A 26,723-nucleotide genomic window follows, 5' to 3' on the forward strand; every position below is an offset into this window, starting at 1 on the left:
TTATAAGCGTTAAGTAATATATAATTACTTAATAATAAAACGATAAGAATGAATGCAAATCACACTATTGGGACGTCAGGCGGAGTAGGCAAAATAGATAATATGGACTCGATACGTAAGGTTTATCAATATGCAGAACCCAACCTGACTCTCGTTGGTTGGATGGGGTTTCTTGGCTTTCCGCTGTACTACTTTGTTTGGGATTTTGTTTTCCCGCAGGCTTATGAAAACTTGCCGCTCAGATTGTTTTGTTCACTATTGTTCTTTGGCATCATTTTTAGAAATCGCCTGTCGTCAACGTGGCGAAAATATATCCATATTTACTACCAAGTGACGATAACGATTTGCTTACCGTTTTTCTTTTTCTATATGTTACTGATGAATGACTGGTCCAATGTTTGGGTCATGTCCTTTATGTCCGCGATTTTCTTGCACATTCTATTGGTTCATGTCACAAGAGTTATGTTCGCTCAAACTTTTGCCGGAATAGGTTTAGCGACGTTCTTTGCTTGGGTGGCGAAAGGGTTTCATCTCGATTTAACAATGGACTGGACGCATGTGCCAATCTTTCTCTTTATTTATGTATTTGGCAATTTATTCTACTTTCGGAACCAAGTAGAGCACGAAGCGAAAGTGTCGTTGGCCAAGTCATTCGGGGCCGGAATTGCGCATGAAATGCGTAACCCTTTAAGTGGCCTTTGCACGTCAATCGATGTTATCCAATCAGTCTTACCCAATAAAAAAGAAGCCGAGAAAGACCAATATCTGATGAGCGGAGAGGATGTCACCCTGCTGCGCGAAGTTAGTGAGGATGCGATGAACATCATCCAGTCGGGCAACGAGACGATAGATTTACTTCTGACATCGATAGACGAAAACCGTGTCTCGCGATCCAGTTTCCAAAAGCATTCTGCTCACTCAGTGGTTGAAAAAGCGATTGAAAGCTTTAGTTATAAGCGTGCGACGGATCGTTTTGCTATATCCCTAGATGCGAGAAGTGAGTTTGATTTTCTTGGTAGCGATACCTTACTTAAATACGTTATGTATAACCTTTTCAAGAACGCCTTCCATCACCGCACATCTGAAGATTTCCACATACATGTCTCCATGACGAGTACGGAGCACTCAAACCAAATCGTTGTTACTGATAATGGTGCAGGCATTGCTCCTGATGTCCTACGTAATATATTTCAGGACTTTTACACAACTGGTAAGTCAGGCAGCTATGGTTTGGGTTTGCCATTTTGTAAAAAAGTGATGCGCTCTTTTGGAGGTAACATTGAATGCCAGTCTCAGCTAGGTGAGTGGTCTCAGTTCACGTTAACTTTCCCGCCGATCACATCTGATATCGTGACTGAAATTAAAAACGATTTGACCAAACTCAAAACCATCCTAACGGTGACTAATCAAGATATTCTTGTGTCGAAAGTGACGGACATTAGCCGTTTTATGGGTTTTGAATCAACGATCTTAGATGTTAATCAAGTGCTCAAAAAGAAAGAGTATGAGTTCGAATTCGACCTGATTTTTATCGACCTTGAGAGCTTGGATGCAAGAGCAAACCAATTAGATAGATTAGAATCTCTTTTGTCCTTCACGGAAGCTCGTATCGTTTATCTTTTTGAGCATCACCCGACACAGAGAGCATGCAAAGCGGCATATGAGCCTATTTGGGTCGAGACTCAAGCCTGGTTATTGAATACTAAGCCAACCATTGACCGTCTCTTGTATGATTCAAGCTATGTGTCGACACCAACGGCCTCAGTGGCTTTGGATACGTCAAATAAGCGGACAATTATGGTCGTGGATGATAACGAATCTTTGCGAAAATTTACCGCGATGTTACTCGAAAAGCAGGGCTTTGAAGTGATTCAGAAAGAAGACGGGCAGCAAGCACTGGATACATTAGAGCAAGAGAACGTTGACCTCATTCTTATGGATATCGAGATGCCCATCATGGATGGTGTAGAAGCTTCAAGGCGAATTCGAAGCTCGGATAAAAACTATGCGTCGGTACCTATTATTGCGCATACTGGGGATAGCTCACCTGTTACGCTGGACAAAATAGGCTCTTCTGGCATGTCTGACTTTATCGTAAAACCAGCGGATAAAAATCGCTTATTCGACAAAATCGCAAACTGGATTTAATCACTCGAAACTGTGTTATCTTGAGACGAGTTGCTCATAACGACGAATACGAATAAAGAGCTCAGCAAAACTGCTGAACTCTTTATTTTTACCTACACACTAGCTTATACAAACTCTAGATCGGGATGAACAAACGCTTCTTGGCAGGCGGAAAGAACGTGATCGACTTCGGCGGCAGTCATGTCCGCATTGACAGAAAAACGAATGATGTTCTTGTTTCTTCCTGTTGCAGGGCGACAGAAAACTGCACCAAAGACATTCCTTTCTTCTAGAAAGTCGCGAACTCGCTCAGTGTTTCTTTCGTTGCCACATTCTAGCGCGATAATTTGCGACTCACTGCGAATAGTAAACCCAATACGCTTTAAACCAACGGCTAGAGACTTCGCTCTTTTAAACAAAATCTCCCGCTTGTCATCGGCTTTTTTTATGACGTCCAGTGTTTTTTCTAACCGAATAATTTCTTGCGGTAACACGGTGGAGCTGAAAATGGCAGGATACGCGACAAATGGAAGCGTCTTCGCCAGCTTTTCTGCACCTAAAATTGCGCCAGCACGATAAGCAAATGTCTTTGCAAGACTTACGGTTACAAAATCCACCATATGAGTCAAATCCAGCTCTTGCAGTAGCCCAGCGCCTTGCGGACCGTGCGTACCTAACGAGTGCGATTCATCCACAACTAAGCCGCAGTCAAACTCTTGTGCTATTTCGTAGATATCACGTAGAGGAGCAATGTTTCCGATAGTGCTGTAAACCGAATCCACAACAATAATTCCCGAACCATGGCGTGAAACCTGTTTTCGTAAGTGGTTGGTGTTGTTATGCATGAACGGATGAATTTGTGCTCCTGCGATACGTGCACCTTCCCATAAAGACATATGCGCAAAGAAGTCGATATACACAGGTATGTTCGGTGCACAAATAGTCTGCAATAAACCGACATTCGCAGCCCAACCAGATTGAGAAAGTAGACAACTAGGCATACCAACGAAACTGGCTAGCTGCGTTTCAAATGCAGGTTTCGATTCATCATCTTGTAAGAAAATCGCGGACATCACGACGTTGTCATCGTGCTGGGAAATCGCATCACGATGCGCGTTTTGAATCTCCTTGTTATGAGACAGTGCAAGGTAATCATTGCTTTGCATAACAATGGCATTACATGGTGGACGTTTACCAAGAACAAGGTGTTTCTTGTTCTCGTTCGGTTCAATTAGATCTTGAATATGAAAATCTAGGCGTTCCTCAATAAAGGGAGGAAGTGGTTTGCTTTGTATAGTTTCACTCATAATAAATCTCTTCTTCATATGGAAAAACGCCAGCGCTGACACTTATTCATATTGCGGATTTTGGGGAGAGTGTCACTAACCAGGTTGCATAAGTTTGCAGACCCTTGCAAACTCGACATTTGAGGGTTGGATGGTGGCTGTAACTCTATAGGGGCCCGGGGTCTAAACTAGTTTGTGCTTAAAGTTTATACGGCGATTTTGCGGTATTTTTTCGTGCTTCATGTCTGGATTTTGTATGAGGAATATAAAGTTTGAAAAGTGAAAAAATGGGCGCATTAGATAACAAAAAAGGCGCGAAAATCGCGCCTTAAAATATGATTGGGAAAAAATAATATCAGTTTATCGCTTATTACGTAGGTAGCGCTTGCGGCGCTCTTCTTTACGCTTCGCTTTTTCTTCTTCTTTACGAGCGGTTTCAATCTCGACTTCAATCAGCTCTTGAGTGATCATTTCTGGGCGCTCTAGTGTAATTTGGCCTAGTGTGCCTTGGCGAAGTTCGTGCAACAAAATCTCTGATACTTTGTGCAAGTCCACACGTCCACCTGCGCGTAGTGCGCCACGGCGACGACCAATCTCTTCCATGATCTCGATATCTGATTCAGGAAGCTCTTCGATTTGGTAACGTTCTTTAAGCTTGTCCGCATAGTGGGCTGCTAGGTACTCAATGGTGTAAAACGCAACCTCGTCGTATTCCATTGCAGTATCTTTTACAGCGCCAGTAGCAGCTAAACGGAAGCCACTGTGTGGGTTTTCCACTTTTGGCCACAGAATCCCTGGTGTATCGGATAAAACGATGCCATTTTGCAGGTTGATGCGCTGTTGACGACGTGTTACCGCTGGCTGGTTACCTGTCACCGCAATCGTTCGACCAGCTAGAGTATTGATGATTGTCGATTTCCCAACGTTTGGGATGCCCATGATCATGGTACGAATGTTTTTACCGATCTCTTCACGGTGTGGGGCAAGTTTACGGCAAAGCTCCATGATTCGATGCACTTCTTGCGGTTCTGACGTCGTGATTGCCATTGCTTTTACGTGTTGCTCTTGCTCCAAGTGCTCAATCCATAATTGAGTTAACTCAGGATCGGCCAAATCACGCTTGTTCAAGACTTTAACGACCGGCTTGTCACCACGGATTTGAGAAATCAAAGGGTTTTCACTACTGAAAGGAATACGAGCATCCAGTACTTCGATGATCACATCCACTTGTGGGATTGCTTCTTCGATCTCTTTGCGTGCTTTGTGCATGTGGCCAGGAAACCACTGGATTGAGTTATTAACCATTTGAATTTAATACCTTAATTTTCTTACTGCTCCAACGGGCGTACGAGTAGTAATTTGAGCTTCGAGCAGCATAGTTTTAGACAGAGTGTGTTAAAACCGTACTTACTTTTGTGGCTCTGTACCGCAAAGTTGAGCGTTTTTTTCGTGTTAATGAGCTAGTTTATCACGGAATGAGGCTTTGTTGCTTAAATCGATGGAACTAAATCAAGAAGCTACGATCTGATCGGCTACACCCATTAATCGTCGTAGCCTCATGCCTAAACCTCGTTACAAAATAACTAACTGGACGCAGTACAACAAAGCCTTAATAAACCGTGGTTCTCTGACCTTTTGGATTGATGAGGAAGCGATAGCCGAGTGGAAGCAAAACAAACAAGGCAAGCGCAGCAGACCTCGCCAATTCAGCGACTTAGCCATTACTACTGCACTGATGGTGAAACGCATATTCTCTATGCCGTTGAGAGCACTGCAAGGATTTCTAGACTCGGTATTTAAGCTGGCTAACATCCCGCTAGTTTGTCCCCACTACACCTGTATAAGCCGTCGAGCTAAGGAAGTTGAGGTTTCATTTAAAACTAAAACCAGAGGTGCGATACAACACCTAGCCATTGATGCCACTGGCCTCAAGGTTTATGGCGAAGGTGAATGGAAGGTCAAGAAGCATGGTACTGACGGGAAGCGTAGGGTTTGGCGTAAGCTGCATATCGCAGTAGATACTAGCACCCACGAAATAGTCGCAGCAGAGCTGAGCTTATCTAACGTAACCGATGCCGAAGTACTTCCCAACTTGCTTAAGCAGACACGTCGTAAAATCATTGAGATATCAGGCGATGGTGCTTATGACACAAGGAATTGCCATGATGCCATACGGATCAAGCGAGCTGTTCCGCTCATTCCGCCACGAGAAGGGGCTGCCTTCTGGGAACGAGGACATCCTCGCAACTTAGCAGTAGGCTGCCAGAAGCTCTACGGCTCCAACAAGAAGTGGAAAAAGCGGTATGGTTATCATAAGCGCTCGCTCTCAGAGACAGCAATGTATCGGGTAAAACAGTTGTTAGGTGGGAAACTAAGCCTAAGAAGTTACAACGCTCAGGTTGGCGAGACTTACGCTATGATCAAAGCGTTGAACAAGCTTACAGGGCTTGGTATGCCTGAAACTCAGTATGTTGTATAGGAATCACTCAATTCAGGCGGTTTGGTTTCCTGTCCGAATTACGCAACAAAGCCCCGTTGACGTAGAGATTAGTAACGGAAATAAGCAGATAATTATTTACTTTCCGAGCTACCCCTTAGCTCATTTTGCTTACACTCAATCCTATGTTGCCGACAATAATAATCTTGTTATTTACCAATATCCGTTTAGTAAAATAGTGGTGGACTACAGCTTTATTCTTGTCATCTATTCTGTCGTAGCGTTCGCCTATTATCGAAAAGCCAATGAATCTAAATAGAGCAAAATTCAATTAGAAAATGCTCTGAGTGATGTAACGCAAGATGACTTGACCGGATTATTAAATCGGCGAGTATTTAAAGAAGAGCGGTTTAAACATCGAATGGAGGTTGAACCATACTCTATTATTGCGATTGACGGAAATCGTATCAAGAAGATTAATGATCGTTACGGACACCATGTTGGCGATGAAGTCATTGTTATTATTGTAGACTCAATGAGAAAGGTTTTTCGGAACAGTGACTACTTAGTCAGGACTGGTGGTGATGAGTTTATTGTAATTTTGCCCGGATGCAGCATGAGCAAAGCTTCCATGTTAGCGAAAAAGCTCCGTGGCGTTGTTAAACACAATCGTTTAAATACATTAGATATAGAGATCAGCGTTAGTACTGGTGTTGCTGTGCGCGAAGAGGATGAAACGCTGCAAGAGGTGATCGTGAGAGCAGATGAAGAGTTATATGAAATGAAAAAACAGCGTGTTTGAGGACAACAATACATAACCATGACATAACTGTTTGATAAATTTGACCAAGCAGTACCCTTGGTCTTTTATATTAGTCGAGCAATGCATAATGTTCCTTTGATTGCTGATTATCATAAGACCCAACTGGTACTGTATCGTGAACAAAGACCTTGATCTAAACCTATTAAAAATACTGGTTCTGTTAGAAAAGCATCGTCAGCTTAAACCCGTAGCGAAAGCCTTGGGCAAGAGTGAGGCGTCGATCAGTAAATATCTTGCTCGCTTACGCATCCAACTTGGTGATGAACTATTCATTCGTCACCCACATCATTTAGAACCCACTAACTTTCTGATGCGTCAGTTACCCAAAATTGCAGATGCATTAGATAACTTAGAAACATGCTTAGTTCGATCAGAATTCAAACCAGAAAAATACAGTAAGGATATAACGGTCTGTTTACCCCAAACGGCTCAGTACTCATTTGGACACTTGTTGGCGATGGATTTAATGACGCTGTTTCCTAAAGCTCATATTACTGTCGCAACCATCACGGAATATACGGTGGACGAAATCCTTTTAGGCAAAGTGGATGCCCAGCTTCATTACTTCAATGATGAATTGCCAAAATCTATCCATCAGAAATTTATTGGCTACGCGCCTGCTGTGGTTGTTGTTCCGGAAGAGCTTGGGATCACCACTCTTGAAGAGGCTGCCAAACTGCCATTTATTATGCTTGAAATTATCGGTTGGAAAGAGAAAGAGCAGCTTGCAAAACGAGCAATGGAGAATCACGGTATGGTGATCAATCGAATTGCAGCGCTAGATAACGTGAGCAGTGTGCTAAAGCTGCTCAAACAAAAAAAGGCGGCGACGGTTTTTCTGGAGTATCAGGCGCCAATCGAAGGATACCGTTTTATTCGTATTCCTGAATCTTATTACCCCAACGGCTGGCCAAAGGTTGTACTTCAGATGAAGCAAAGCCATCGTCACGACGCAATGCACCAGATATTAACCGATGCCATTGCAAAATATATGAAGAACTAACGATCGCATTGAATGTTTTCAGCGCTTGGGATCGTATGCAGTAATTCAATCAATGAATTTGCATGGTATTTTTTCAAAATACGAGTTTTGTAAGTGCTGATGGTTTTAGCGCTGAGCGATAGTTGTTCTGAAATACGTTTATTTGAATAGCCCTGAGCTAAGTAGTGGAACACCATGGCTTCGCGATTGGATAGCGTGACATCACCATTAGAACGAGCGTGAGTAGACTTAAACATAGAGTACCCACGTGAGACACTCACAATCGCGTCAGTAATCGCTTCTTTTGTCTCGTTTTTATTCAAGAAACCATGAGCTCCCATCTCGTAAGCCGCTTTAGAAAGGCTGGAATAGTCGCGTGAAGAAATGAAAAGTAATTTACCTTGATAGCCCGTTGCTAAAATATTCTTCGCCAAACGCATACCATCTCGATCACCAAGGACAACGTCTAGAATAATAAAATCAATTTTTGTATTTCGAACTAAGTCCATTACTTCTGCGCTGTCTTTCGACTGAATGACTTCGGCTGTGTTGATTACGCTCTCAACAAGAGAAGTCAGTGCTTCGCTGTAAAGTGGTTGGTCATCAATGATAAGAACATTATTCAAATGGAGCCTCACTACTATCCGAACTGTCATACCGCCCAACGCAATATGATTGTATTAAGAGGGATTGTAGGAAAAACCTTTCTGATGGAAAGGAAAATGACATTTTCTATAATTGAAATTCACTGAGCACAATTGAATAAGATACTGTCGAATACGCCAATACACGAGGGATTTCATATGTGTGGGAATAGTGATAGGCCAACGAAAAACATCAATATTAACCCTAAACTTTTTATCGAAATGGCCGCTAAAAGTGGGAAGGTAAGGTCGCACTAAGTTAACTCATGTTATCCTGTTCAAAAATGAGACATTTTTTCACAGTTTGATATGGAAATGTGCGTTGGCCGTCCTTTTGGTGGTTTACAAACTTTGTTGTAACGACTAAAAAGGATGCTTGGATTTTTAGCCTGAGAATGGCTTCTCATGGCGTTTGCATCAAACTTTTTCTGATGCGTATTTTGGTTGGATAATTGGCTTTATGAGTAACGTAACCAGCACCATTTTGACAGAAAGTGGTACCAATGAGCTTGAAATCATCGAGTTTCATTTAGAAAAAACATTGCCGGATGGCAGCACAAAAACTTGTTATTACGGCATCAACGTTGCGAAAGTACGAGAAGTGATTCGCGTACCAGAGACAACCGATTATCCAAACGCACAACCTCACATGATCGGGGTGTTTTCGTCCAGAGATGTATTGACGCCTTTAGTTGATTTAGCTGGTTGGTTAGGTGTACCAACACGCCAGGACCTAGAGCGTAAGTTTGTTATCGTTACTGATTTCAACAAAATGACCAATGGCTTTCTGATTGATAGTATTTCACGTATTCATCGTATCTCTTGGAATGATGTGGAATCACCAAGTCAGTTTTTGGAAGCGGGCGAACAAGATTGTGTAGTGGCAGTTGTCCGCAAAGAAGGCAACCTGATCATGATTCTCGACTTTGAAAAAATCATCGCGGATATTAACCCAGAGCTGAGTATGGAAAAATACGATGTGAAAGGGGATAAGTCGGTAGATCTAAACCAGAGAATGGTGGGTAAGCGTAATGCTAAAACGATCATGGTGGTGGATGACTCAGCATTTATTCGCTCTTTGATTCAAGATACATTAGCTTCTTCAGGTTACAATGTGATCACTTGTAAAGACGGTGGTGAGGCTCATGAGAAATTAATGAGCTTAATCGAGGTCGCGAAAGAAGAAAACTTGCCAGTTAAAGAGCTGTTAGATGCGGTGGTTACAGACGTAGAAATGCCTCGAATGGATGGTATGCACTTAGTGAAGAGACTACGCGATACTGAAGCGTTTCATGAAATGCCGATCATTATGTTCTCATCATTGATGAGTGAGGATAACCGAACGAAAGCACTGTCTCTTGGCGCAAATGATACGATTACCAAGCCAGAGATTGGCCGTATGGTGAATATGATGGATAAATACGTATTTAACTTTGCGTAAACAAACCCGATAAGATTAAAAATAAGGCTGCCGATGGGCAGCCTTATTTTATTGTGGGCATGGAAGAATTTTTAAGGTGTAACTTTCGTTTGGAGCCTGCGGTGGTCCATATAAAATCCCGCATTGTGTCAGGCTTGCTCTTTTTTCGTCTACTGCTGCAATGACCATTTCTCGTGTTGTTGAACCCGCTGGGTGATGAAATGTTTTCCAATCTGAGCCTTCTTCGTTCAGCCCTTGCACAAGCAATTTCATCGACTCGCTATCAGAATCAGGATACCCATATAAGAAAACACAGCGTTTTGAACCACCAATATTACAACCGTCAAATGGTAAACCGGCCATTAAAGCACTGTCTACGAAGTTTGAAACGTAAGATTTGCTCTCCAACCCTGCAATCGCCATTTTCCCATAACCGACACCAAGCGCTGATGCAATTGCGCCCTTCATGCCTTCTAAACGCGCTTCACGCGCATCACTTTGAAGGTTTAAAAAGCGTGGTGCGGCAGTGACAGCAAGAATGCCGAGCACGACAATAACTACGACTAACTCTATTAGAGTAAATCCAGTTTGTTTTCTCATATTATTTTCACAGCAAGTTAAAGGTAGAAAAAGTAACACTGACCGTACACTTGTTGTTGTGTAAATAAGTACGGTAATGACAAAATGATCAATAGTATAAAGCGATGAGTCATAAAGTGCTATACCGACGTAGTGAGAGTCGGCTACGCCTACATAGAGCGGGAGGAGGGGTCAAAGATCTAATGCGGCCGTTTTTGAGCAATCATTAATTCCGTGGAAGAAATGCTGCATGAACAGTCGAGCATGAATTCGCCTAGATATAAGCATACGTGTACATCGGCTGAATGAAAGACGAAAAGAAGTGACGGCAAACCGCACAAATGGATTGTCTTTTTGTTCACTTTGATGAATGCTACGCGAGATTCATATCACAACACACTCGACGCATTCATCGTGCGAATGTGCTTTGGTTTCGTGTTTGGCTTTCAAATATAAGAATAATCTAAATGGAATTCGATTCGATAAACTTGCTTGCGATAGGGCTAATATTTCTTGGCTCTTATGTACAAACCGCAATAGGCTTTGGCTTGGCAATTGTTGCCGCACCTTTACTGATTCTTTGGGCGCCGGAGTATGTGCCTGCACCAATCTGTTTAGTCGCGGTATTTATTTCGTTGATGAATGCGATGAAGCACCGCAGTAGTGTTGAAATCGGCGGTTTAAAAATGGCATTGATTGGGCGTGTGCCCGGATCGGTCGCGGGCGGCTTGCTACTGTTTTTTGTCTCGACTCAAGCTCTTACACTTTGGATTGGTTTTTTGGTGTTATTCGCGGTTGTCGTGAGTGTTTTACCGTTTCGGGTTGAACCCACACCAGCGCGTATGACATTAGCAGGATTCTTTTCTGGATTGTTTGGTACCAGTTCGGCGATTGGAGGCCCACCGATGGCGTTGTTGTTGCAACATCAAGAAGCGAACCAGTTACGTGGTAACCTGTCGACATTTTTTGTTTTCAGTTCCATCATTTCGCTTGTTGTTCAAATTCCCGCTGGCTTCTTCACATTACACCATTTGGTGATTACTATTCCGCTATTACCTGCGGCAGCGCTTGGGTATTGGCTCGCGATGAAAACCACCCAATCGTTACCAAAAGAAAAAATTCGGTTTGGAGCACTTATGTTGTGTTTTGTGAGTGGGTTTACAGCAGTAGTACAAGCGTTGAACCAATAATGCCCTCAGCATCTTAAATTCACAGGGATATCGCGTTCCTTTTATCATGCATAGCGCGATTTGTTTGCGCTGACTTATTCGTTTAGATGAGCGATAGTTTTATGAATAACACTCGTTATGGCACTTTTATGGCAGCATTCTCCTTTGTAATTTGGGGGCTGCTACCCATTTATTATCGTTATTTACCGAATGCTTCAATGGATGAGTTGCTGGCATGGCGAATCATCGGCTCAGTTCCGGTCGGTTTTTTAATTGTGCTTGGTATAACCCGTCGAGGACCGAATTGGAAAGAAATCTGGTGTGACAAAAAATCTTTGTGGTACACGTTTGTCGCGAGCAGTTTGATGTGTATTTCATGGAGTGCGTTCACTTGGGCTTTGACTCACCATCGAGTCATTGATGCAAGCTTAGGCTTTTTTATTGGACCGTTAGTGTCAGTGGCGCTAGGCGTGTTTATTCTTGGAGATAAGCTTTCAAAAGGCAAACTCATCGCAATTGTGCTAGCAACAATTGGCGTGATGTATCAAGTGATTCATTATGGCCAGTTACCTGTTATCGCACTAACGATGGGGTTGTTCTTTGCTTTGTATGGGTTGTACAAGAAGAAGATAACATACGACTGGAGCACCACCTTATTTGTTGAGGCGCTGTTATTGACTCCAGTTGCCGTGGCGTATTTGTTTTACAAACAATGGACAGTGGGTGAGTTGGCTTCAGGTGTAGATATCACAACATTGCTTTTGTACTTTGGCAGCGCACCGATCACGCTTTTACCACTGATTTTTTATTCTATCGCGATACGTATAACAAACTTATCGACAGTTGGTTTAATGCAATACATTGAACCAAGCTTGCAGTTTGTTTTGGCTGTCATGTTTTTCGGTGAACTGTTTGATGAAGTTAAAGCAGTGACCTTTGCCTTTATTTGGGTGGGGCTGTTATTTACAATCTTTGAAAGTATTGTCAAAGGGCATAAGCGTAAAAAGCTGGCCAATCATCCTTTATAGTGCACCATTCTTGAATATTCACGATTTCACTCTCACGCCCTCTATTCGAGGGCGTTTTTAGTTCCACAAAGTATTCTCTTACTCGTTTTCTTATAAGCATAATTTGAGGTTAATTGACGCATTATCATTAGGATACCGCTATATTTATAGCCAAGTGACACGCTATATAATGAAAACCGGATCAAAAAGGACGACATATGATCACAGCTCTATACGCTAGCATTCTTGCAATACTGATTATTTGGTTGGCCGTTCAAGTGATTAAGCAGCGTCGCTTAAATCAGGTTGCTTATGCTGACGGAGGAGTAGAGGCTCTCCAAATCGCTCGTAGTGCACAGAGTAACGCGACAGAATATATCCCCATTACTCTGATTCTAATGGCACTATTAGAATCCAATAGTGCTTACCCAACCTGGATACATCTCACAGGCATTATTTTCGTGATCGGTCGAATTATCCATGCTCGAGGTATATTGAAAGAGGACTTAAAAAGGCGTGTTAGGGGCATGCAGGTGACATTTCTAGTGATACTTTCTCTGGTTGTGCTGAATATGATTTATCTTCCGTACGATAAGTTATGGTAAGTCTTCGTAGCTATATCCCGCCGCCATGGGTACTCGTTCTGATTGGGTTAGTACTGAATATTGGCGCGATCGTTCTTACTAGCTTGGTCCTTGATAGGCTTGGCAAACAGTATTCGCAACTCGCAGAGCAAAAGGCGGAAAACTTGTATTCCATCCAACTCGCGTGGAATAGCGTTGAAACTCTAGAAAGAAAAAGAGAGGCGTTGCTGCTTCACTTGCACATAGGTCAGAGCGCAGCGATACCTTCGGAGATAGAACAGATATTGGAAGGGCACTTATCCTCTTGGACTCATCACGAATCGGATGAAATACAAATAGATAAACTCCCTCAGCTAATGTCAAAGATAAACCAAGCACAAGCTTCGTATAGAGATCGCATTGATGACTATTACATTGAGAATGTAGAGCTCAATGAGGTAATGGCAAAGCAAGATGAAAAGATCGCTTGGTACAAGAATATCGGGCTCTTCTTACAAGTATTCGGACTCGCATTAATCCTCGCACGTGATTTGGCTAGGAAGTCATAGAACAAAAGTTAACGGTAGGGTTTATTGCGAAATGCTAATTATAATTTGCAAATTGCAATTCATTGCGTGAGCAAACAGTGGCTATTGGTGAAGTTTTAATGAAAGTGGTTAAATAACAACCTGTTTTTGTGCACTACAAAGTTGGCACGTCTCATGCTTTAGTATGAGTGACCCTTTCTAAGCCGAGGGTCACCTAGCCAACTGACGTTGTTAGTGAACCACTTTGTTCACAAATATATACAGCCAATCACGAATCCTTGTGGTTGGCTTTTTTTTATTTAAATGACACAGTTTAGAACTGTGCTTTAATCCAGATCATGCGATGGTCGGAAGACACATCTTTGCCATCACCATACTTGCCGATACGCGCATCGTTAAATAGCTTACGACCTTCTTCATAAGAAGCTGACCAGTATACACCAGAGTCCACCACATTTAGGTTTGCAGAAGGCAAGGCATAATCTACACCCAAGCCAAACGTCGAAGTGATGCGATTCGGATATGGGTGAGTGGAGCTGCGGTCAACAGCGTGTTCGGCTGCACCAAAGCTTGTCGGATAAAGCTCGCCATTCATCACGGTTTGGTTAACCAATGGATCATTATGCAGTTCTTGCATTACAGAGCTAATACCGTCACCGGCTACTGGATCAAGGTTTTGATCGCCCATCATTACGAATTTAGCCCCGCTCGCTAAGCCACCTTGCTTACCTGCATCGTCGTAGAAATAGTCTTTACCTTGAATGTAGTGATGCCAGAACTCTACTTCGGCTGCGTTTTGCGCTTTGTTTTTACCTGGGTCGAATACTGGTGGAGTAGGGTGCGACATCAGTAGATGCACAACTTCCTCGCCATTGCGAGTCGGAATGATAATTGGTGCATCTACGTGGTTTTTAGAAGATAGGCGTACTTGATCCCATTCTTCTGCAGAGTACCACTCATCACCACACTTCATGCCATCTGGAATCTTTTGTGAGCCGTCACAGATAGTAATGGTTGGAATCTTCGCACCTTCCATATCTTTCCATTTAAACGCTTGGAACGTACGCGTATTTGCCGTATCAATCTTGTATTTAGACATTAGGGCAAAGGCATATTGACCGTGGTACATGCCAAAGCCCCATGCATCGCCCGGCATTTGACCTGCTGTTCCATTGTTGTCGAGGTCAAACTCGCTTAGCAAACCTGTGTTGGTAGAGTAAGACTCCGCGTAAGGATATTCGATAGGTTCAAGGTTCGCTTCACCGCCTGCACCATTGATGCTTTGCGCGACAGACAGGTAGTTCTTCTGGAAGCCTTCAAGGGCAGCTTTGTTTTCGCCTGTTCCGTCGTTGTTGTATTCCGCCATCATAAGAACGTCAGGACGATTCTTCTGAATAATCGCAGCAACGTTCCGAATTTGAATGACTTTTTCCGCAGTGGTTTTGTCTTCAGCGGCGATAGAACCGTCTAAATAGGCAGTAACCAATACAGTTTGCTGCGCTGGTTCAATTTGCATTTCACTCACTAAAGCTTCAAAAGTTGCACGGTCAAAAGAGAGGTTGTAAGTCGCTATTTTTACTTCTTTAGGCTGAACATTGACGTATTCAGTGTCGTCATTACATCCAGATAATAGAGCGGCGCCAACAAGGAGAGCGATAGAGGTTTTGATTGTTTTCATGGGTACGTCATACCTTATAATTGATTCGGCTGAATATTAAAGTCATCAGTAATTGTTTTAAGCGATATCAATCACACAAACGTTTTCATATTTACATGTTCAATTAGTTTTTGTGTGATTTGTGCAATAAACGCAACACTTTCAACACCAAAAGGTTATATGCAAATTGTTAAAAAACGGTGTCGCTTTTAATAGATGAAATGGCACTAAAACATAAGCTGTATGATTGTGTGTGCTAAAATCAATGAGCGGGATGATTACGATAAGTTTGACTTCACTTTCGGGTGAGAAACAAACAAATAAGAACTGGTCAGTTTGGCTTTGCTATTGATGCAAAATAGGGGGCTAACCGATGGGTTCAGTATCAAACTACCAGAGCAGGTTATTTGTCACGGCAATGCTTGCTTCACCACTTCTTTTTTCAACATCTTTATCCGCCGCTCAGTCCGAACGGCTAGAGCAAAACCATGGTCTTGTTGTTGCTTTAGAAAAACGCAACCTTGCAGCCACACAAAATATAGATCGTGTGTTAGGTTTACAAAATGGAAATCGTGTACAAAAGCTGAAAACCAACAAAGGTAAAAACGGCGGTACGCATAGTCGTTATCAGCAGATGTTTAAAGGCGTCCCGATTTGGGGCAAGCAAATTGTCGTACATCGTGATAAACAGGGCCAAATCAAGCACATCAACGGCACTCTCGTAAAGGATATTGCCCGAGATATCAATGATATGGTGCCTAGATTGTCGCTTTCTCAAGTAATGTCTTCAACGCAAAAGCCGTACCGTGAAAACGGATACCAAATAGATAATCAGCGCCAAGGTTTGCGTATTTATGTCGATAAAAGTGACGTGGCGCACTTAGCTTATATTGTCCAGTTTTTTGCTGATAATGAGCATGGTGGTAAGCCTACGCGTCCCACCTTTCTTGTTGATGCTAAAACAGGAAACATTTTGCTGCAATATGAAGGGTTAGCGCACGTAGAAGCGAATGGTCCGGGAGGAAACCAAAAAATTGGTCGTTATCATTATGGTGTGGACTTTGAGTCTCTATTAGCCCAGCAATCCGGTGATACGTGTTTGATGGACATTCCTGGCGTGGTCAAAACCATCAACTTGAATGGTAGGACGTCTGGCAATACACATACGTTCGTTTGTCCAACCAATAGTGTTAAAGAAATTAATGGAGCGTACAGCCCGTTAAACGATGCGCATTACTTTGGCAAAGTGGTATACGACATGTACAAAGATTGGCTAAATACCGCTCCCTTAACGTTTCAGCTTCAAATGCGAGTGCATTACCGCAAACGCTATGAAAACGCCTTTTGGAATGGCTCGAGTATGACTTTTGGCGACGGTGCGAGTTATTTCTATCCTTTAGTGAGTTTAGATGTCTCAGCGCACGAAGTTAGCCATGGATTTACAGAACAAAACTCTGATCTGATTTATTCAGAGCAATCTGGCGGAATCAATGAGGCTTTCTCAGATATGGCAGGTGAGGCGGCTGAATTCTATTCACGTGGTTCTAACGATTGGAAAGTTGGGTACGATATTAGAAAGGCTGCCAATGCGGCGTTGCGCTATATGGATAATCCGCCCCTTGATGGTCGTTCAATTGATCACGCGTCTCAGTATGTGAGTGGCATGGATGTGCATTATTCAAGTGGTGTGTTTAACAAAGCGTTTTATCTATTGGCGGTTGAGTACAATTGGGGAACGCGACAAGCGTTCGAGGTTTTTGCGTACGCTAACCAGAACTACTGGACGCCAAGTGAAACGTTTGATTCTGCAGCTGCGGGTGTATTGGCGGCCGCCCAAAGCTTAAGCGTGGCGGCGAATGATGTCGCCGACGCTTTTGCTCAGGTCGGTGTTTCAGTTGATGGCGGAGTCGTCGAGCCACCATCTAGCACGTGTGAGGCTATCGCCCTAAGCAATGGTGTTTCCAGCAACATAGACTCTTCATCTACTGGTGAGTGGCATTGTTTTATGATTGATGTGCCTACCAACAGTTCAGACTTTACTGTTACCACATCGGGAGCAAACGGCGATGCGGATCTTTACGTTAAGCTGGGAAGTGAACCAAGTTTAACCAGCTACGATTGTCGCTCATACAGTAGCAACAGTAATGAAGCATGTAGTATTACTTCTCCGAATGAAGGAACGTGGCACATTGGCGTGTACGCTTATAGCAGTTACAGTAACTTGAACGTGGAAGCAAGTTATGTAGGACAAGAAGCGCCACCACCATCTGATGAAGTTACTACACAATCAATCAACAATGGTAAAACATGGACGGCGATTATTACTGGTTCTGGCTTGATGAATGGCGTGTGGAATGTTATTTCAAATACGCCGTGTGATAACGATAACGAGTGCAGTTTATCCGGTATCGGAAAGAAAACCAGTGAGGTTAGCTTTACGTTGACGGATGGTACCGTATTCATCATCGCTAAGCCCTAGCGATTTTTATGTAAAGAGGCCCTGAAATATCAGGGCCTTATTTTTTTACGTTCAATTTTCTGTATATAATAGCGAGTCACAAAGAAGTGAGGACGACCTCACCGCTCTATCTTTTCTCGGGGACGACCCCATCTCGTTGGGAAATATGACATGGCTTGGGGAATTCTCTTCATTGCTGGCTTATGCGAAGTGGCATGGGCTGTCGGACTAAAATACTCACAAGGTTTTACCAAATTGGCGGCATCTGGCTTTACCGTTACGTTTATGGTGTTGAGCTTTTGGTTCCTTGGAATTGCATTAAGGACGCTACCACTCGGTATCGCTTACGGCGTTTGGGTAGGTATAGGAGCGATTGGAACGGCAATCGTCAGTATCTACATATTTAACGAGCCCGCGACGCTGATAAAATTGCTGAGTTTACTGCTTATTGTTGCCGGTATCGCTGGATTAAAATTATCCGCTTAACGTCAGGTTAAACATAAAACGAAAGCCAGAGTCGACTCTGGCTTTTTACGTTTTAGTGTTGTCTCGCTTTGGGGCTGAAGGGTTAAGCGCTGCGCTTAACGAATGGCAATCGCAAATGGTGGCCAAATACGTTAATGAGTGCGCCCGCTACAATTAGTGCACCACCGATGTACGTCCAGATGAGCGGGATTTCGCCGAAGAAAATGATGCCTAACAACACAGAAAATACGATCTGAATATACGAGTAAGCAGACGCTTTGCCCGCTTGCTGAGTTTGCATTGCTTTGGTTAATCCCAATTGCCCAACTTGGGTGAATACACCAACCAAAACCAACATGAAAGTCAGATACAGGTCGGGCATAACAAAATCATCGCCAATCAGTAAGAGTGAAGCGGGTAGAGCAACCAGAGGGAAATAGAAAATGATCACTGAACTATCTTCAGTTTGGCTAAGTTTTCTAACAATGACATAAGCAATTGAGCTACCAAATGCGCCCAAGATTGCAATCATTACGCTAAACATAGGTAAAGTGCGCTCTGCTTCTTGTCCTGTTTCTGGACTTACCATTATATAGATGCCGAGTAAGCACAAGGCAATACAAAGGAACGTCGATGGTTGAATGCGTTCCTTCAAGAAAAAGACGGCTAGGAGCGCAGTAAATACTGGGTGAATGTATTGGAATATGGTCGCTTCTGCCAAAGGTAAGGTAGTCACCGAATAATATACGCACATCAATGCCATGGTGCCCACTGCGCCACGCGCAAACAGTAATGGCTTATTATTGCCCCATACAGAAATTCGTTTTCGCTTAACATCTAAATAGCTAATAACAAGTGAGACGAGTGCCCTCGCTGCAACAATCTCAAATACAGGAATACCATGAAGACTGACATGCTTTACTGTGGCAGACATTAGCGCGAAACCGAATGCGGAGAGCACCATAAAGCGCACACCAATGGGAACCAGAGTGTTGAATGAATTAGACATTTTACTGCTCATTTGTTGCGACAGATCGCACTTTAGCATACTCAGCTCACAAAATGATCCGTGATATTCAAACACATCTGCCGAGAGTGAGAATAAGCAGTAGACTATGGGTTCTCAAGCAACCCTATCTTTCATTCGCGCATGGAGCGCATCTAGGAAATATCTAGATATTTAAGGAGCATACATGATCCCAGTACAAGCTACGCATACTTCTGGCGTTGTCATTTCTAAAATTGATGGCGTCGATAGAATGCTGTTGCTCAAACGTGTTAAAGGTGGTTATTGGTGCCATGTTGCTGGTGGGGTAGAGGCCGGTGAAACCGGATGGCAAACTATTCTCAGAGAACTGAAAGAGGAGACGCAAATTGACGATGTTGAGTTACATACTGCAGACTTTCTAGAACAGTTCTACGAAGCAAAAAATAACCGCATCATGGTTATTCCATGCTTCGTAATGTTTTGTCCACCTAACCAATCGGTTGTACTTAACGAAGAACACACAGAGTATTGTTGGTGTACGCTTGAAGAAGCAAAACGACTAGCCCCGTTTGCAAATCAACACCACCTTTACGAACATGTGTGGAGGCATTACGTGGATGTGGAGTCGTTGACGCCATTTACGTTAATTGAACAAACAGACTAGACGAGATAGCCATCCTTTTAAGCACGTTTGACATAACGAATATGGAAGTTTGTTCTCAACGCAATGAGGCGGTAGGATTTGTGAGTAGTGTTTACTGAAAAAGGGATAATGTGGATGGATGAGGTCATGTGCCAAAAGGCGTATCAAGGAAATAGCATACAGGCCAGTTTTTCTGTTTCAGAAAGGGTCTCAATTGAGCCTCTTACCACCAAACACGCGACCGTTTTACTGGAAGTGGTGAACACGTATCGAAACAGCCTCTCTGGCTATTTGCCTTGGACGGACTTTGTGACCAACCGCAGAGAAGCGGTGAACTACATCTCTCAGCGCGTGAACAGCAAAGCGTTAGATGCCCACTGGTGCGCTATTTATTTTGATGGGCAGTTTACGGGTGTTATTGGCATTAAAGGTGTGGATTCGCACACACGCGTCACTGAGATTGGCTATTGGCTTGCCAACAATGGGCGAGGACACCGAGTGATCGACCAAGTACTCGCGGTGTTGATTCCTTTTTTGAAGCAGAAAGGGCACGCGCAATTCATCCAATTCCACTGTATGGAAGACAACATTGCCAGCATCAATATTGCTGAGCGTGCTGGTGCTACATTAAAAGAATACATTGATCACGAGTTCGAGACGCTTGACCGCTCTCAACGGCTCGGCATTTATGAGTTGCGTCTGACTTAGCTCCAAACCCACTGATATTTTAATCAGAGTTCGAACTCTAATTTCGCGAGCGCTACAATAGTAACATTGTTGCGCTCGTGTTAATTTGGAGCGTCATTGGTTGAAACTAGGTTAGGAGAAGCATCATGAACGCAATCGCAGAGGTTGAAGTGGACAACCTGTTACAACAAAGCCTTGATCGCTTAAAAGCGGCGTATGCCGCCGAACCTTATCCTAGTTTGGATGAGCGTAAGCAGCGCCTTGTCTTGCTAAAACAAGCTCTGATAGCGAATAAACAAGCATTGGTGGAAGCGCTGAGTGAGGATTTTGGCTATCGTTCCGAATTTGATACCGCCATGACCGACGTTTTGCCGACGGTCTCGCACATCAATTACACCATCAAGCAGCTAAAAAAGTGGTGCAAACCAAGTAAGCGTGAATCCGGTCTGTTGCTTGCTCCGTCGAAAGTGACTGTTCAGTATCAGCCACTCGGCGTGGTCGGGATCATTTCGCCGTGGAATTTTCCTGTCATTTTGAGCCTTGCGCCTTTAGTTACTGCTTTGGCCGCAGGTAACCGTGTGATGATGAAGCTCAGCGAATTTACGCCCAAAACCAATAAAGTCATCGTCAATATTTGTCGCGAGTTGTCTGAATATGTCGAAGTATTTGAAGGAGAAGCGGACGTTGCACAATCATTCAGCCAACTGCCATTCGATCATCTTTTGTTTACTGGCTCGACAAATGTTGGTCGCGCTGTGGCAAAAGCAGCGGCTGAAAACCTGACTCCAGTGACGTTAGAACTGGGTGGAAAATCTCCGGTGATCATTGCAGAAGATGCAGACATGAAGAAAACCGTTGATGCGATTTTGTTTGGTAAATGCATCAATGCCGGTCAGATTTGTGTCGCGCCTGATTACGCGTTTGTACCACAAGAACGCGTCGAAGAGTTCATCACGCTGTTCTTAAAACGTTTTGAAAAACTCTATTTGAAATCCAACAAGAATCAAAAGCTGACCCATATTATCAATCGACGACAGTATGATCGTTTGACTGCGCTACTTGAGGATGCCAAAGCTCAGGGCGCAAGCATCCATACTGTTGAAGCGTCACCTCAACAGGAAAGGCTTTTGTATCCTCATTTGGTCACAAACGTGTCAGCGGATATGCGCATCATGCAAGAGGAAATATTTGGGCCATTTCTACCCATCAAGCCTTACAAAGCGGTAGATGAAGCGATTGACTACATTAATCAGCACCAGCGACCACTTGCGCTGTATGTTATGTCGGACAACAAATCGACCATCAGACATATTGTACGCAACACACACAGTGGCGGCGTCGGCATTAACGACACGGTATTACACGTTGGCGCTGAAGATGCGCCTTTCGGTGGCGTTGGTGAATCAGGCATTGGTCATTATCACGGAGTGGAAGGATTCAGAACTTTTAGCCATGCGAAAACCATTCTTCACACACCGAAATGGTTGCCAAGAACGAGCGTATTAATGCGCCGTAGGGCTATGGCGATAAAAGCGATCCAAAAGATCTTTGTTCGATAATAATTATGATTTGATTGATAAAAAACCGCCCAAACGGGCGGTTTTTTGGTTTCTATGCGTTCTAAATTGCGGATTACCAAAGACCGAGAAGTTTCCACCACGCACCGCCAACAAAAACAAAGATTGGAATGACGATGAGTGAGAAGATAAACCCGATTTTCCACCAGTTTTGCAGAGTGTGGAAACCTGCACCAAACAAGATTGGCGCTGGGCCAGACGAGTAATGCGTGGTCGACATATACAAGTTGCTGAAAATACCAAGAACAATCGCAGCAAGCATTGGAGGCGCGCCAGCAGAGATCGCAATAGCCAAGAACGCGGAGTACATCGCACTGATGTGTGCCATTGCACTCGCCATCAAATAGTGGCTGTAGTAGTAAACCAAAAGAAGCACGACGATGGTTGTCACCCAGCCAAAGCCGGAGAGTGACTCGGCCATAGACTCGCTGAACCAGCTGATGAATCCGAGTTTGTTAAGTTGTGCAGCCATCATTACCAATACAGCGAACCAAGTTATGGTGTGCCAAGCTTCTTTTTCGCCAAGAACGGCGTCCCATGTGATGGTGTGAGTGAGAAGCAAGAAAACTAACCCAAGTAAAGCCGTAACCGTTGCATGAATGCCTAATGTTGGGCCCAATACCCAAAGTGAAACCATACCGATAAAAGTGATACAAACCATCAGCTCGTCACGCGTCATTTTACCCATTTCAGCCAGCTTTTGACGCGCAATTTCACGCATTTCTGGCGTCTTCTTGAGCTCTGGTGGAAACACCATGTACATCACGAGTGGGATGAGGAACAAACACAACAAACCAGGGACGATCGCCGCGGTTGCCCAGCCAGCCCATGTGATTTCAACGCCTTGTTCTTTTGCGAAGTTAGCGGCGAGTGGGTTACCTGCCATTGAGGTCAGGAACATCGCACATGTAATCGCGTTACATTGGAAGATACATTGCACCAAAAATGCGCCGATTCGGTTCTCAGTGCCTTTTTCTGGGTCGGAATCATAAGCACTCGCAACCGAGCGAAATAGCGGAGAAATAATACCGCCACAACGCGCTGTGGTACTTGGGGTTGCAGGTGCAAACAGCAAATCAGTCAACACTAAGCCGTAAGCAAGGCCTAATGAGTTGTGACCAAGTTTAGAGATAAACCAGTATCCGACGCGTCGACCAAAGCCGGTGGTAATAAAACCGCGAGAGATAAAGAACGCAGCTGCAATCATCCAAATCGTTGGGTGCGCGAAGCCAGTAAGTGCGGTTTTGATTGGCAGTACGCCAAGCAGTGTCGCGAGCGTCAAACCCATCAAGGCCATCGCGCCAAGAGGAAGTGGGGCGAGAATTAAGCTTAGTACGGTGGTGACGAAAATCGCCATCATTTGCCAAGCTTGATCGGTGAGTCCTTCCGGGGTTGGGATAAACCATAAGATGCAGCCTATCGCGACCAGTAGGAGCATTTTCATTTGGGAACTATTCATACATCCATCTCCAAGTTATTTTTCTTCATCATAGGGTTTTGAAATGGCAAAAAACTGAGAGAAATCAATTTCATCAACGACGTACTTGAGCTCTTTATCAATTTGCATGTCACGACAAAATCTGTTTGAAAAATAATTGAGAATAAACGCATTAAATTAATAAAAGTCATAAAAGTTACCACTGAGATCCGCGTCAAAATTCATGGTGAGAGCCCCTAAGTCGAATAAGGAATTGCGGTAAGCTTAGGGCAAGTCATTTCTTGGAATCCTGTCGTGCCGTTTGCTTCCTTTTCTTTTACTAAACAACTGGCTGTATTGCTCAGTGGTGTAATGCTATTGGGCATGTTGAGTTGGTGGAGTTACAGTGCTCATCAGTTGGACGACATCCTCACTCATCAAATCAGCCTGCGTGCTCAAGTTCAGTCGCAGCAGCTCTCGCAATTGTCCAGCCTTATTGCCGCTGTTGGGTCTGGTAGCGCAAGCAAAACGTCAGAAATCATCAATGCGGTTCAGGCGGTGAGTGATGCGGACTTTATCACCGTGAGTGATCGCGCAGGAATTCGGCTGGCACATCCAGTCGCTGAACGCGTTGGTCTGCCTGTATTGGGAGGTGACATTGAAAGAGCGCTGGAAAACGGCGAGTCCTACCTTTCTTATGGCGTGGGATCTTTAGGGCCATCGGTTCGTTACATATCTCCCATTTTTTCCAATGAAGGCGATGTGATTGGTATGATCAAAGTTGGCTATTTGATTGATACTTTGGATCTCTGGACAAGCGAACGGTTGTTGCCTTTGATATCGTTCGGAATCATTGCCGTCGCTATTTGTATTTGGTTGTCTTGGAAGTTTTCTCGCTATGTTCGAACTCAAATGCAAGAGTTAGAACCTTGGCAGCTTAAACAGGCATTAAAAACGCATCAAGGCGTGTTGCAAGCGACGTATGAAGGATTGGTCGCGATAAACTCCGAGGGAAGTTTGTATCTTATTAATGATTCCGCTCGCGCTATGCTCAACTATCATCAAGAGCTTGGCAACGTATTTACCGATGGGATAGATAACCCAGAAAGTTTTTCGCTGAAAGGTGACGATTACATTAATGGATTGATTCGCGTGAATGGCAAAAACTTGGTGATGAACCGAGTTACGCTTCGTACGTCGACAGGTGAACCTTATGGCGCAGTGTTTAGCTTGCGTGACCAAAATGAGATGCACGTACTCTCGGAGAAAATCAGTCAGGTGACGCAGTACATGGAGAACATGCGCGTTGCGCGTCACGAGTATCAAAATAAACTTTCGACTATCTCGGGCCTCTTACAAATGGGGGCTTACGATAAAGCGCTTTCAGTTTGTTTGTCGCAAGCGAAAGCCAGTCAATCGCAACTGGATTCGCTACATGCGCTGAATAGCAGACCGGCCTTGTCAGCCTTGATTTTGGCAAAGGCGAGCAAAGCCAACGAACTGGGTGTGGCACTGAGCATTGACTGCCAAAGTGATTTGAGCGCACTGTCTCGCCGTTTGTCAGAAGAACAATTGTGTGGGTTGATTGGCAATTTAGCTCAAAACGCTTTGGAAGCGGTGAAAGGACAAGAGAACGGTCATGTACACATCGGTATTTCAGAATCGGCCTGTGAGTACACCATTCAGGTTTCGAACAATGGCCCGCTGATCGAGAGTGAATTTGATGCGTTGTGCGAATTGGGCTTTACCACTAAGCAAAACAAAGCCGATCATGGAGTAGGCATGTACCTTGTACGTTCCATCGTTGAGCAAGGCAATGGGCATATGGAGTTGGACAGTGACGAGCAAGAAACCGCGTTTACGATCTATTTTCCCAAGGAGTTAGGATGATAAAAGTAGTCATAGTGGAAGATGATCCCAACATTGCAGAGCTTCATCACCATTTCATCGAGCAAGTGGAACAATATCAAGTCGTCGGTATTGCCGGCAGTATTCACATTGCCCAGCAGCTAGTGACGCATACTAAGCCGGATTTGGTCATCGTCGACAACTACTTGCCAGACGGGCAAGGTGTCGAGCTGGTTTATCAATGGTTAGAGAGCGACCAGAGACCAGAATGCATTTTGGTCACGGCGGCCAATGACGCATCTACGGTTCAAAAAGCTCATCGTTTCGGCGCATTTGATTACCTCGTAAAGCCCGTTGATTACTCAAGACTAACCGAAAGCTTGCTCCGTTTCGCAAAGGTCAAAAACCATATGCGTAGCCAAGAGAGTTTTCGACAGTCGCAGCTTGATGATTTGTTCCATCTTGGAAAAGGCACGCCAACGGATTTGGCTGGCTTAGATCCTTTTATGTTCCGTCAGGTAGTGGACCTGTTTACGCACGTGCATGTTGAGCACACCGCATTGAGTGTGTCGAAAAGCTTAACCATCAGTAAGAGCACGGCTCGTCGTTATTTGGATAAAGCCATTGAACAAGGTGAGTTGGTGGCCTTTTTAGAACACGGGAAAGTAGGGCGACCGACTCGGGTTTATCGCAATAAGTTAGTCTCAGAAAGCTAAGTATTTGAGATAAAGCACAAAGAAAGGCTCTTTTTGAAAGAGCCTTTTCACGAAATGTCGACAGATTTTGGGAAGTTTAATGCAGAACTTCACTGCTGAATCTTAAGTATTTGCAGTCGTTCATTAGCTCTTTAAATGCCTTTCTATCTAGCTTAATCAGAGTTTCATGATCGCCGGCTTCAAGATAGACATGTTCCAAGTTTGCTAATCTTTCATCACAAACGGTCGACATGTGGTAAGGACTACCAATCGGTGGAATCGCGCCGTGCTCACAATCAGTGAAGAGTCGGTAAACCATACGCTCTTTCACCAAGTGGAAAGTAGCGTTAAATTCATCGTTTAATCTCGACAAACTGATTTTGTTGTTGGCAGGTAAGACCGCCATCATATGATGCCCTTCATGATCCTCAAGAATGACGCCTTTTGCGATATTCATTAAAGGCACACCTGCGGCAACACCACTTTGTAGCGAGCTATGACTGTGGCTGTGATTCACGGTTTGAAAGTGAATGTTATGCTCAGTCAAATATTCATCTAATCGGGTTGCAATCGTCATATAGCCTCCACGTGTATGAGACCCATAAAGAGTATAGGTGAGGCAAGCGACAATCGCGTATTTTACTCTGGTTTCGCTGACGCTCTTTCCGCTCCTGTTCTACGCTTATTGCAAGCCAGCGAGAAA

General features: G+C 43.9%; 23 protein-coding genes and 1 pseudogene. 16 read left to right on the top strand and 8 right to left on the bottom strand.

All coding sequences use genetic code 11. The features are described from left to right. Positions 1-102: 102 nt before the first annotated feature. Positions 103-2,148, top strand: coding sequence for a hybrid sensor histidine kinase/response regulator (locus FKN08_RS17775; protein ID WP_074190596.1), 2,046 nt, complete (start codon positions 103-105; stop codon positions 2,146-2,148). A gap of 104 nt (positions 2,149-2,252) precedes the next feature. Here FKN08_RS17775 and cqsA read toward each other — a convergent pair whose 3' ends face one another. Both cqsA and ylqF read right to left on the bottom strand, forming a co-directional pair. Then, a complete protein-coding gene (cqsA, locus tag FKN08_RS17780; protein ID WP_170892621.1) occupies positions 2,253-3,434 on the bottom strand; it encodes an alpha-hydroxyketone-type quorum-sensing autoinducer synthase in 1,182 nt (393 codons plus the stop codon). 339 nt (positions 3,435-3,773) lie between these two features. Further along, positions 3,774-4,718, bottom strand: a complete 945-nt coding sequence (gene ylqF, locus FKN08_RS17785; RefSeq protein WP_005376521.1) for a ribosome biogenesis GTPase YlqF — start codon at positions 4,716-4,718, stop codon at positions 3,774-3,776. 253 nt (positions 4,719-4,971) lie between these two features. Here ylqF and FKN08_RS17790 point away from each other — a divergent pair, with 253 nt between their 5' ends. From FKN08_RS17790 to FKN08_RS17800, 3 genes and pseudogenes are all read left to right on the top strand, one after another. Beyond that, positions 4,972-5,892 carry an IS5 family transposase gene (locus FKN08_RS17790; RefSeq protein ID WP_170892622.1) on the top strand — a complete coding sequence of 307 codons (921 nt, stop codon included), beginning with the start codon at positions 4,972-4,974 and terminating at the stop codon, positions 5,890-5,892. A gap of 55 nt (positions 5,893-5,947) precedes the next feature. Continuing rightward, positions 5,948-6,652: pseudogene (locus tag FKN08_RS17795) on the top strand (GGDEF domain-containing protein); the annotation flags it as partial. A gap of 136 nt (positions 6,653-6,788) precedes the next feature. Then, positions 6,789-7,676 (top strand): LysR family transcriptional regulator, encoded by an 888-nt coding sequence (locus FKN08_RS17800; RefSeq protein WP_046876026.1) that lies wholly within the window; start codon positions 6,789-6,791, stop codon positions 7,674-7,676. Here the strand turns inward: FKN08_RS17800 and FKN08_RS17805 are convergent. Further along, positions 7,673-8,281, bottom strand: coding sequence for a response regulator transcription factor (locus FKN08_RS17805; protein WP_170892623.1), 609 nt, complete (start codon positions 8,279-8,281; stop codon positions 7,673-7,675). The genes FKN08_RS17800 and FKN08_RS17805 overlap by 4 nt on opposite strands. 478 nt (positions 8,282-8,759) lie before the next feature. Between FKN08_RS17805 and FKN08_RS17810 the strand changes: the two genes are divergently transcribed. Further along, positions 8,760-9,740 (top strand): chemotaxis protein, encoded by a 981-nt coding sequence (locus FKN08_RS17810; RefSeq protein ID WP_161442905.1) that lies wholly within the window; start codon positions 8,760-8,762, stop codon positions 9,738-9,740. A gap of 48 nt (positions 9,741-9,788) precedes the next feature. Here FKN08_RS17810 and FKN08_RS17815 read toward each other — a convergent pair whose 3' ends face one another. Further along, positions 9,789-10,319: a prepilin-type N-terminal cleavage/methylation domain-containing protein gene (locus tag FKN08_RS17815; RefSeq protein WP_170892624.1), complete on the bottom strand. Its 531-nt coding sequence runs from the start codon at positions 10,317-10,319 to the stop codon at positions 9,789-9,791. 446 nt (positions 10,320-10,765) lie between these two features. Between FKN08_RS17815 and FKN08_RS17820 the strand changes: the two genes are divergently transcribed. The 4 genes from FKN08_RS17820 to FKN08_RS17835 all read left to right on the top strand — a co-directional run bounded on the left by FKN08_RS17820 (position 10,766) and on the right by FKN08_RS17835 (position 13,606). Continuing rightward, positions 10,766-11,488: a sulfite exporter TauE/SafE family protein gene (locus tag FKN08_RS17820; protein WP_170892625.1), complete on the top strand. Its 723-nt coding sequence runs from the start codon at positions 10,766-10,768 to the stop codon at positions 11,486-11,488. Between the two features lie 101 nt (positions 11,489-11,589). Continuing rightward, entirely contained in the window at positions 11,590-12,495 is a 906-nt protein-coding gene (rarD, locus tag FKN08_RS17825) for an EamA family transporter RarD (protein ID WP_005395245.1), read from the top strand. 197 nt (positions 12,496-12,692) lie between these two features. After that, positions 12,693-13,079, top strand: coding sequence for an MAPEG family protein (locus FKN08_RS17830; protein ID WP_005395243.1), 387 nt, complete (start codon positions 12,693-12,695; stop codon positions 13,077-13,079). Then, a complete protein-coding gene (locus tag FKN08_RS17835; RefSeq protein ID WP_170892626.1) occupies positions 13,073-13,606 on the top strand; it encodes a DNA mismatch repair protein in 534 nt (177 codons plus the stop codon). Before FKN08_RS17830 ends, FKN08_RS17835 begins: the two co-directional genes overlap by 7 nt. Before the next feature lie 292 nt (positions 13,607-13,898). Here the strand turns inward: FKN08_RS17835 and FKN08_RS17840 are convergent, their stop codons facing one another. After that, complete coding sequence (locus FKN08_RS17840) at positions 13,899-15,263, bottom strand: endonuclease/exonuclease/phosphatase family protein (RefSeq protein ID WP_005395241.1); 1,365 nt, start codon at positions 15,261-15,263, stop codon at positions 13,899-13,901. A gap of 352 nt (positions 15,264-15,615) precedes the next feature. Between FKN08_RS17840 and FKN08_RS17845 the strand changes: the two genes are divergently transcribed. Together FKN08_RS17845 and FKN08_RS17850 are read left to right on the top strand one after the other, a co-directional pair. Next, positions 15,616-17,721: a M4 family metallopeptidase gene (locus tag FKN08_RS17845; protein WP_170892627.1), complete on the top strand. Its 2,106-nt coding sequence runs from the start codon at positions 15,616-15,618 to the stop codon at positions 17,719-17,721. Positions 17,722-17,871: 150 nt separating this feature from the next. After that, the gene (locus FKN08_RS17850) at positions 17,872-18,186 is read left to right on the top strand and encodes a multidrug efflux SMR transporter (RefSeq protein WP_170892628.1); all 315 of its coding nucleotides are present in this window, start codon (positions 17,872-17,874) and stop codon (positions 18,184-18,186) included. Between the two features lie 82 nt (positions 18,187-18,268). On the opposite strand, the gene FKN08_RS17855 is transcribed toward FKN08_RS17850, so the two are convergent. Further along, on the bottom strand, positions 18,269-19,174 hold the full coding sequence (locus tag FKN08_RS17855) for a DMT family transporter (RefSeq protein ID WP_005395238.1): 906 nt from the start codon (positions 19,172-19,174) through the stop codon (positions 18,269-18,271). Positions 19,175-19,358: 184 nt separating this feature from the next. Between FKN08_RS17855 and FKN08_RS17860 the strand changes: the two genes are divergently transcribed. From FKN08_RS17860 to FKN08_RS17870, 3 genes are all read left to right on the top strand, one after another. Beyond that, complete coding sequence (locus tag FKN08_RS17860) at positions 19,359-19,817, top strand: NUDIX domain-containing protein (protein ID WP_170892629.1); 459 nt, start codon at positions 19,359-19,361, stop codon at positions 19,815-19,817. A 114-nt stretch (positions 19,818-19,931) separates the two neighbouring features. Then, positions 19,932-20,504: a GNAT family protein gene (locus FKN08_RS17865; RefSeq protein ID WP_170892653.1), complete on the top strand. Its 573-nt coding sequence runs from the start codon at positions 19,932-19,934 to the stop codon at positions 20,502-20,504. A gap of 125 nt (positions 20,505-20,629) precedes the next feature. After that, positions 20,630-22,042, top strand: a complete 1,413-nt coding sequence (locus FKN08_RS17870) for a coniferyl aldehyde dehydrogenase (RefSeq protein ID WP_170892630.1) — start codon at positions 20,630-20,632, stop codon at positions 22,040-22,042. Positions 22,043-22,115: 73 nt separating this feature from the next. On the opposite strand, the gene FKN08_RS17875 is transcribed toward FKN08_RS17870, so the two are convergent. Then, positions 22,116-23,519 carry an anion permease gene (locus FKN08_RS17875; protein WP_017447632.1) on the bottom strand — a complete coding sequence of 468 codons (1,404 nt, stop codon included), beginning with the start codon at positions 23,517-23,519 and terminating at the stop codon, positions 22,116-22,118. Positions 23,520-23,792: 273 nt separating this feature from the next. On the opposite strand from FKN08_RS17875, the gene FKN08_RS17880 reads away from it, so the two are divergent. Both FKN08_RS17880 and FKN08_RS17885 read left to right on the top strand, forming a co-directional pair. Further along, complete coding sequence (locus FKN08_RS17880) at positions 23,793-25,367, top strand: sensor histidine kinase (RefSeq protein ID WP_025630128.1); 1,575 nt, start codon at positions 23,793-23,795, stop codon at positions 25,365-25,367. Then, the gene (locus tag FKN08_RS17885) at positions 25,364-26,041 is read left to right on the top strand and encodes a response regulator (protein ID WP_170892631.1); all 678 of its coding nucleotides are present in this window, start codon (positions 25,364-25,366) and stop codon (positions 26,039-26,041) included. Before FKN08_RS17880 ends, FKN08_RS17885 begins: the two co-directional genes overlap by 4 nt. Positions 26,042-26,117: 76 nt before the next feature. Here the strand turns inward: FKN08_RS17885 and FKN08_RS17890 are convergent, their stop codons facing one another. After that, positions 26,118-26,597, bottom strand: a complete 480-nt coding sequence (locus FKN08_RS17890) for a YbaK/EbsC family protein (protein ID WP_006742302.1) — start codon at positions 26,595-26,597, stop codon at positions 26,118-26,120. Positions 26,598-26,723: the final 126 nt, after the last annotated feature.

The sequence above is a fragment of the Vibrio sp. 1-2 (7-a) genome (assembly GCF_013048515.1).
Taxonomy (GTDB): Bacteria; Pseudomonadota; Gammaproteobacteria; order Enterobacterales; family Vibrionaceae; genus Vibrio; species Vibrio diabolicus.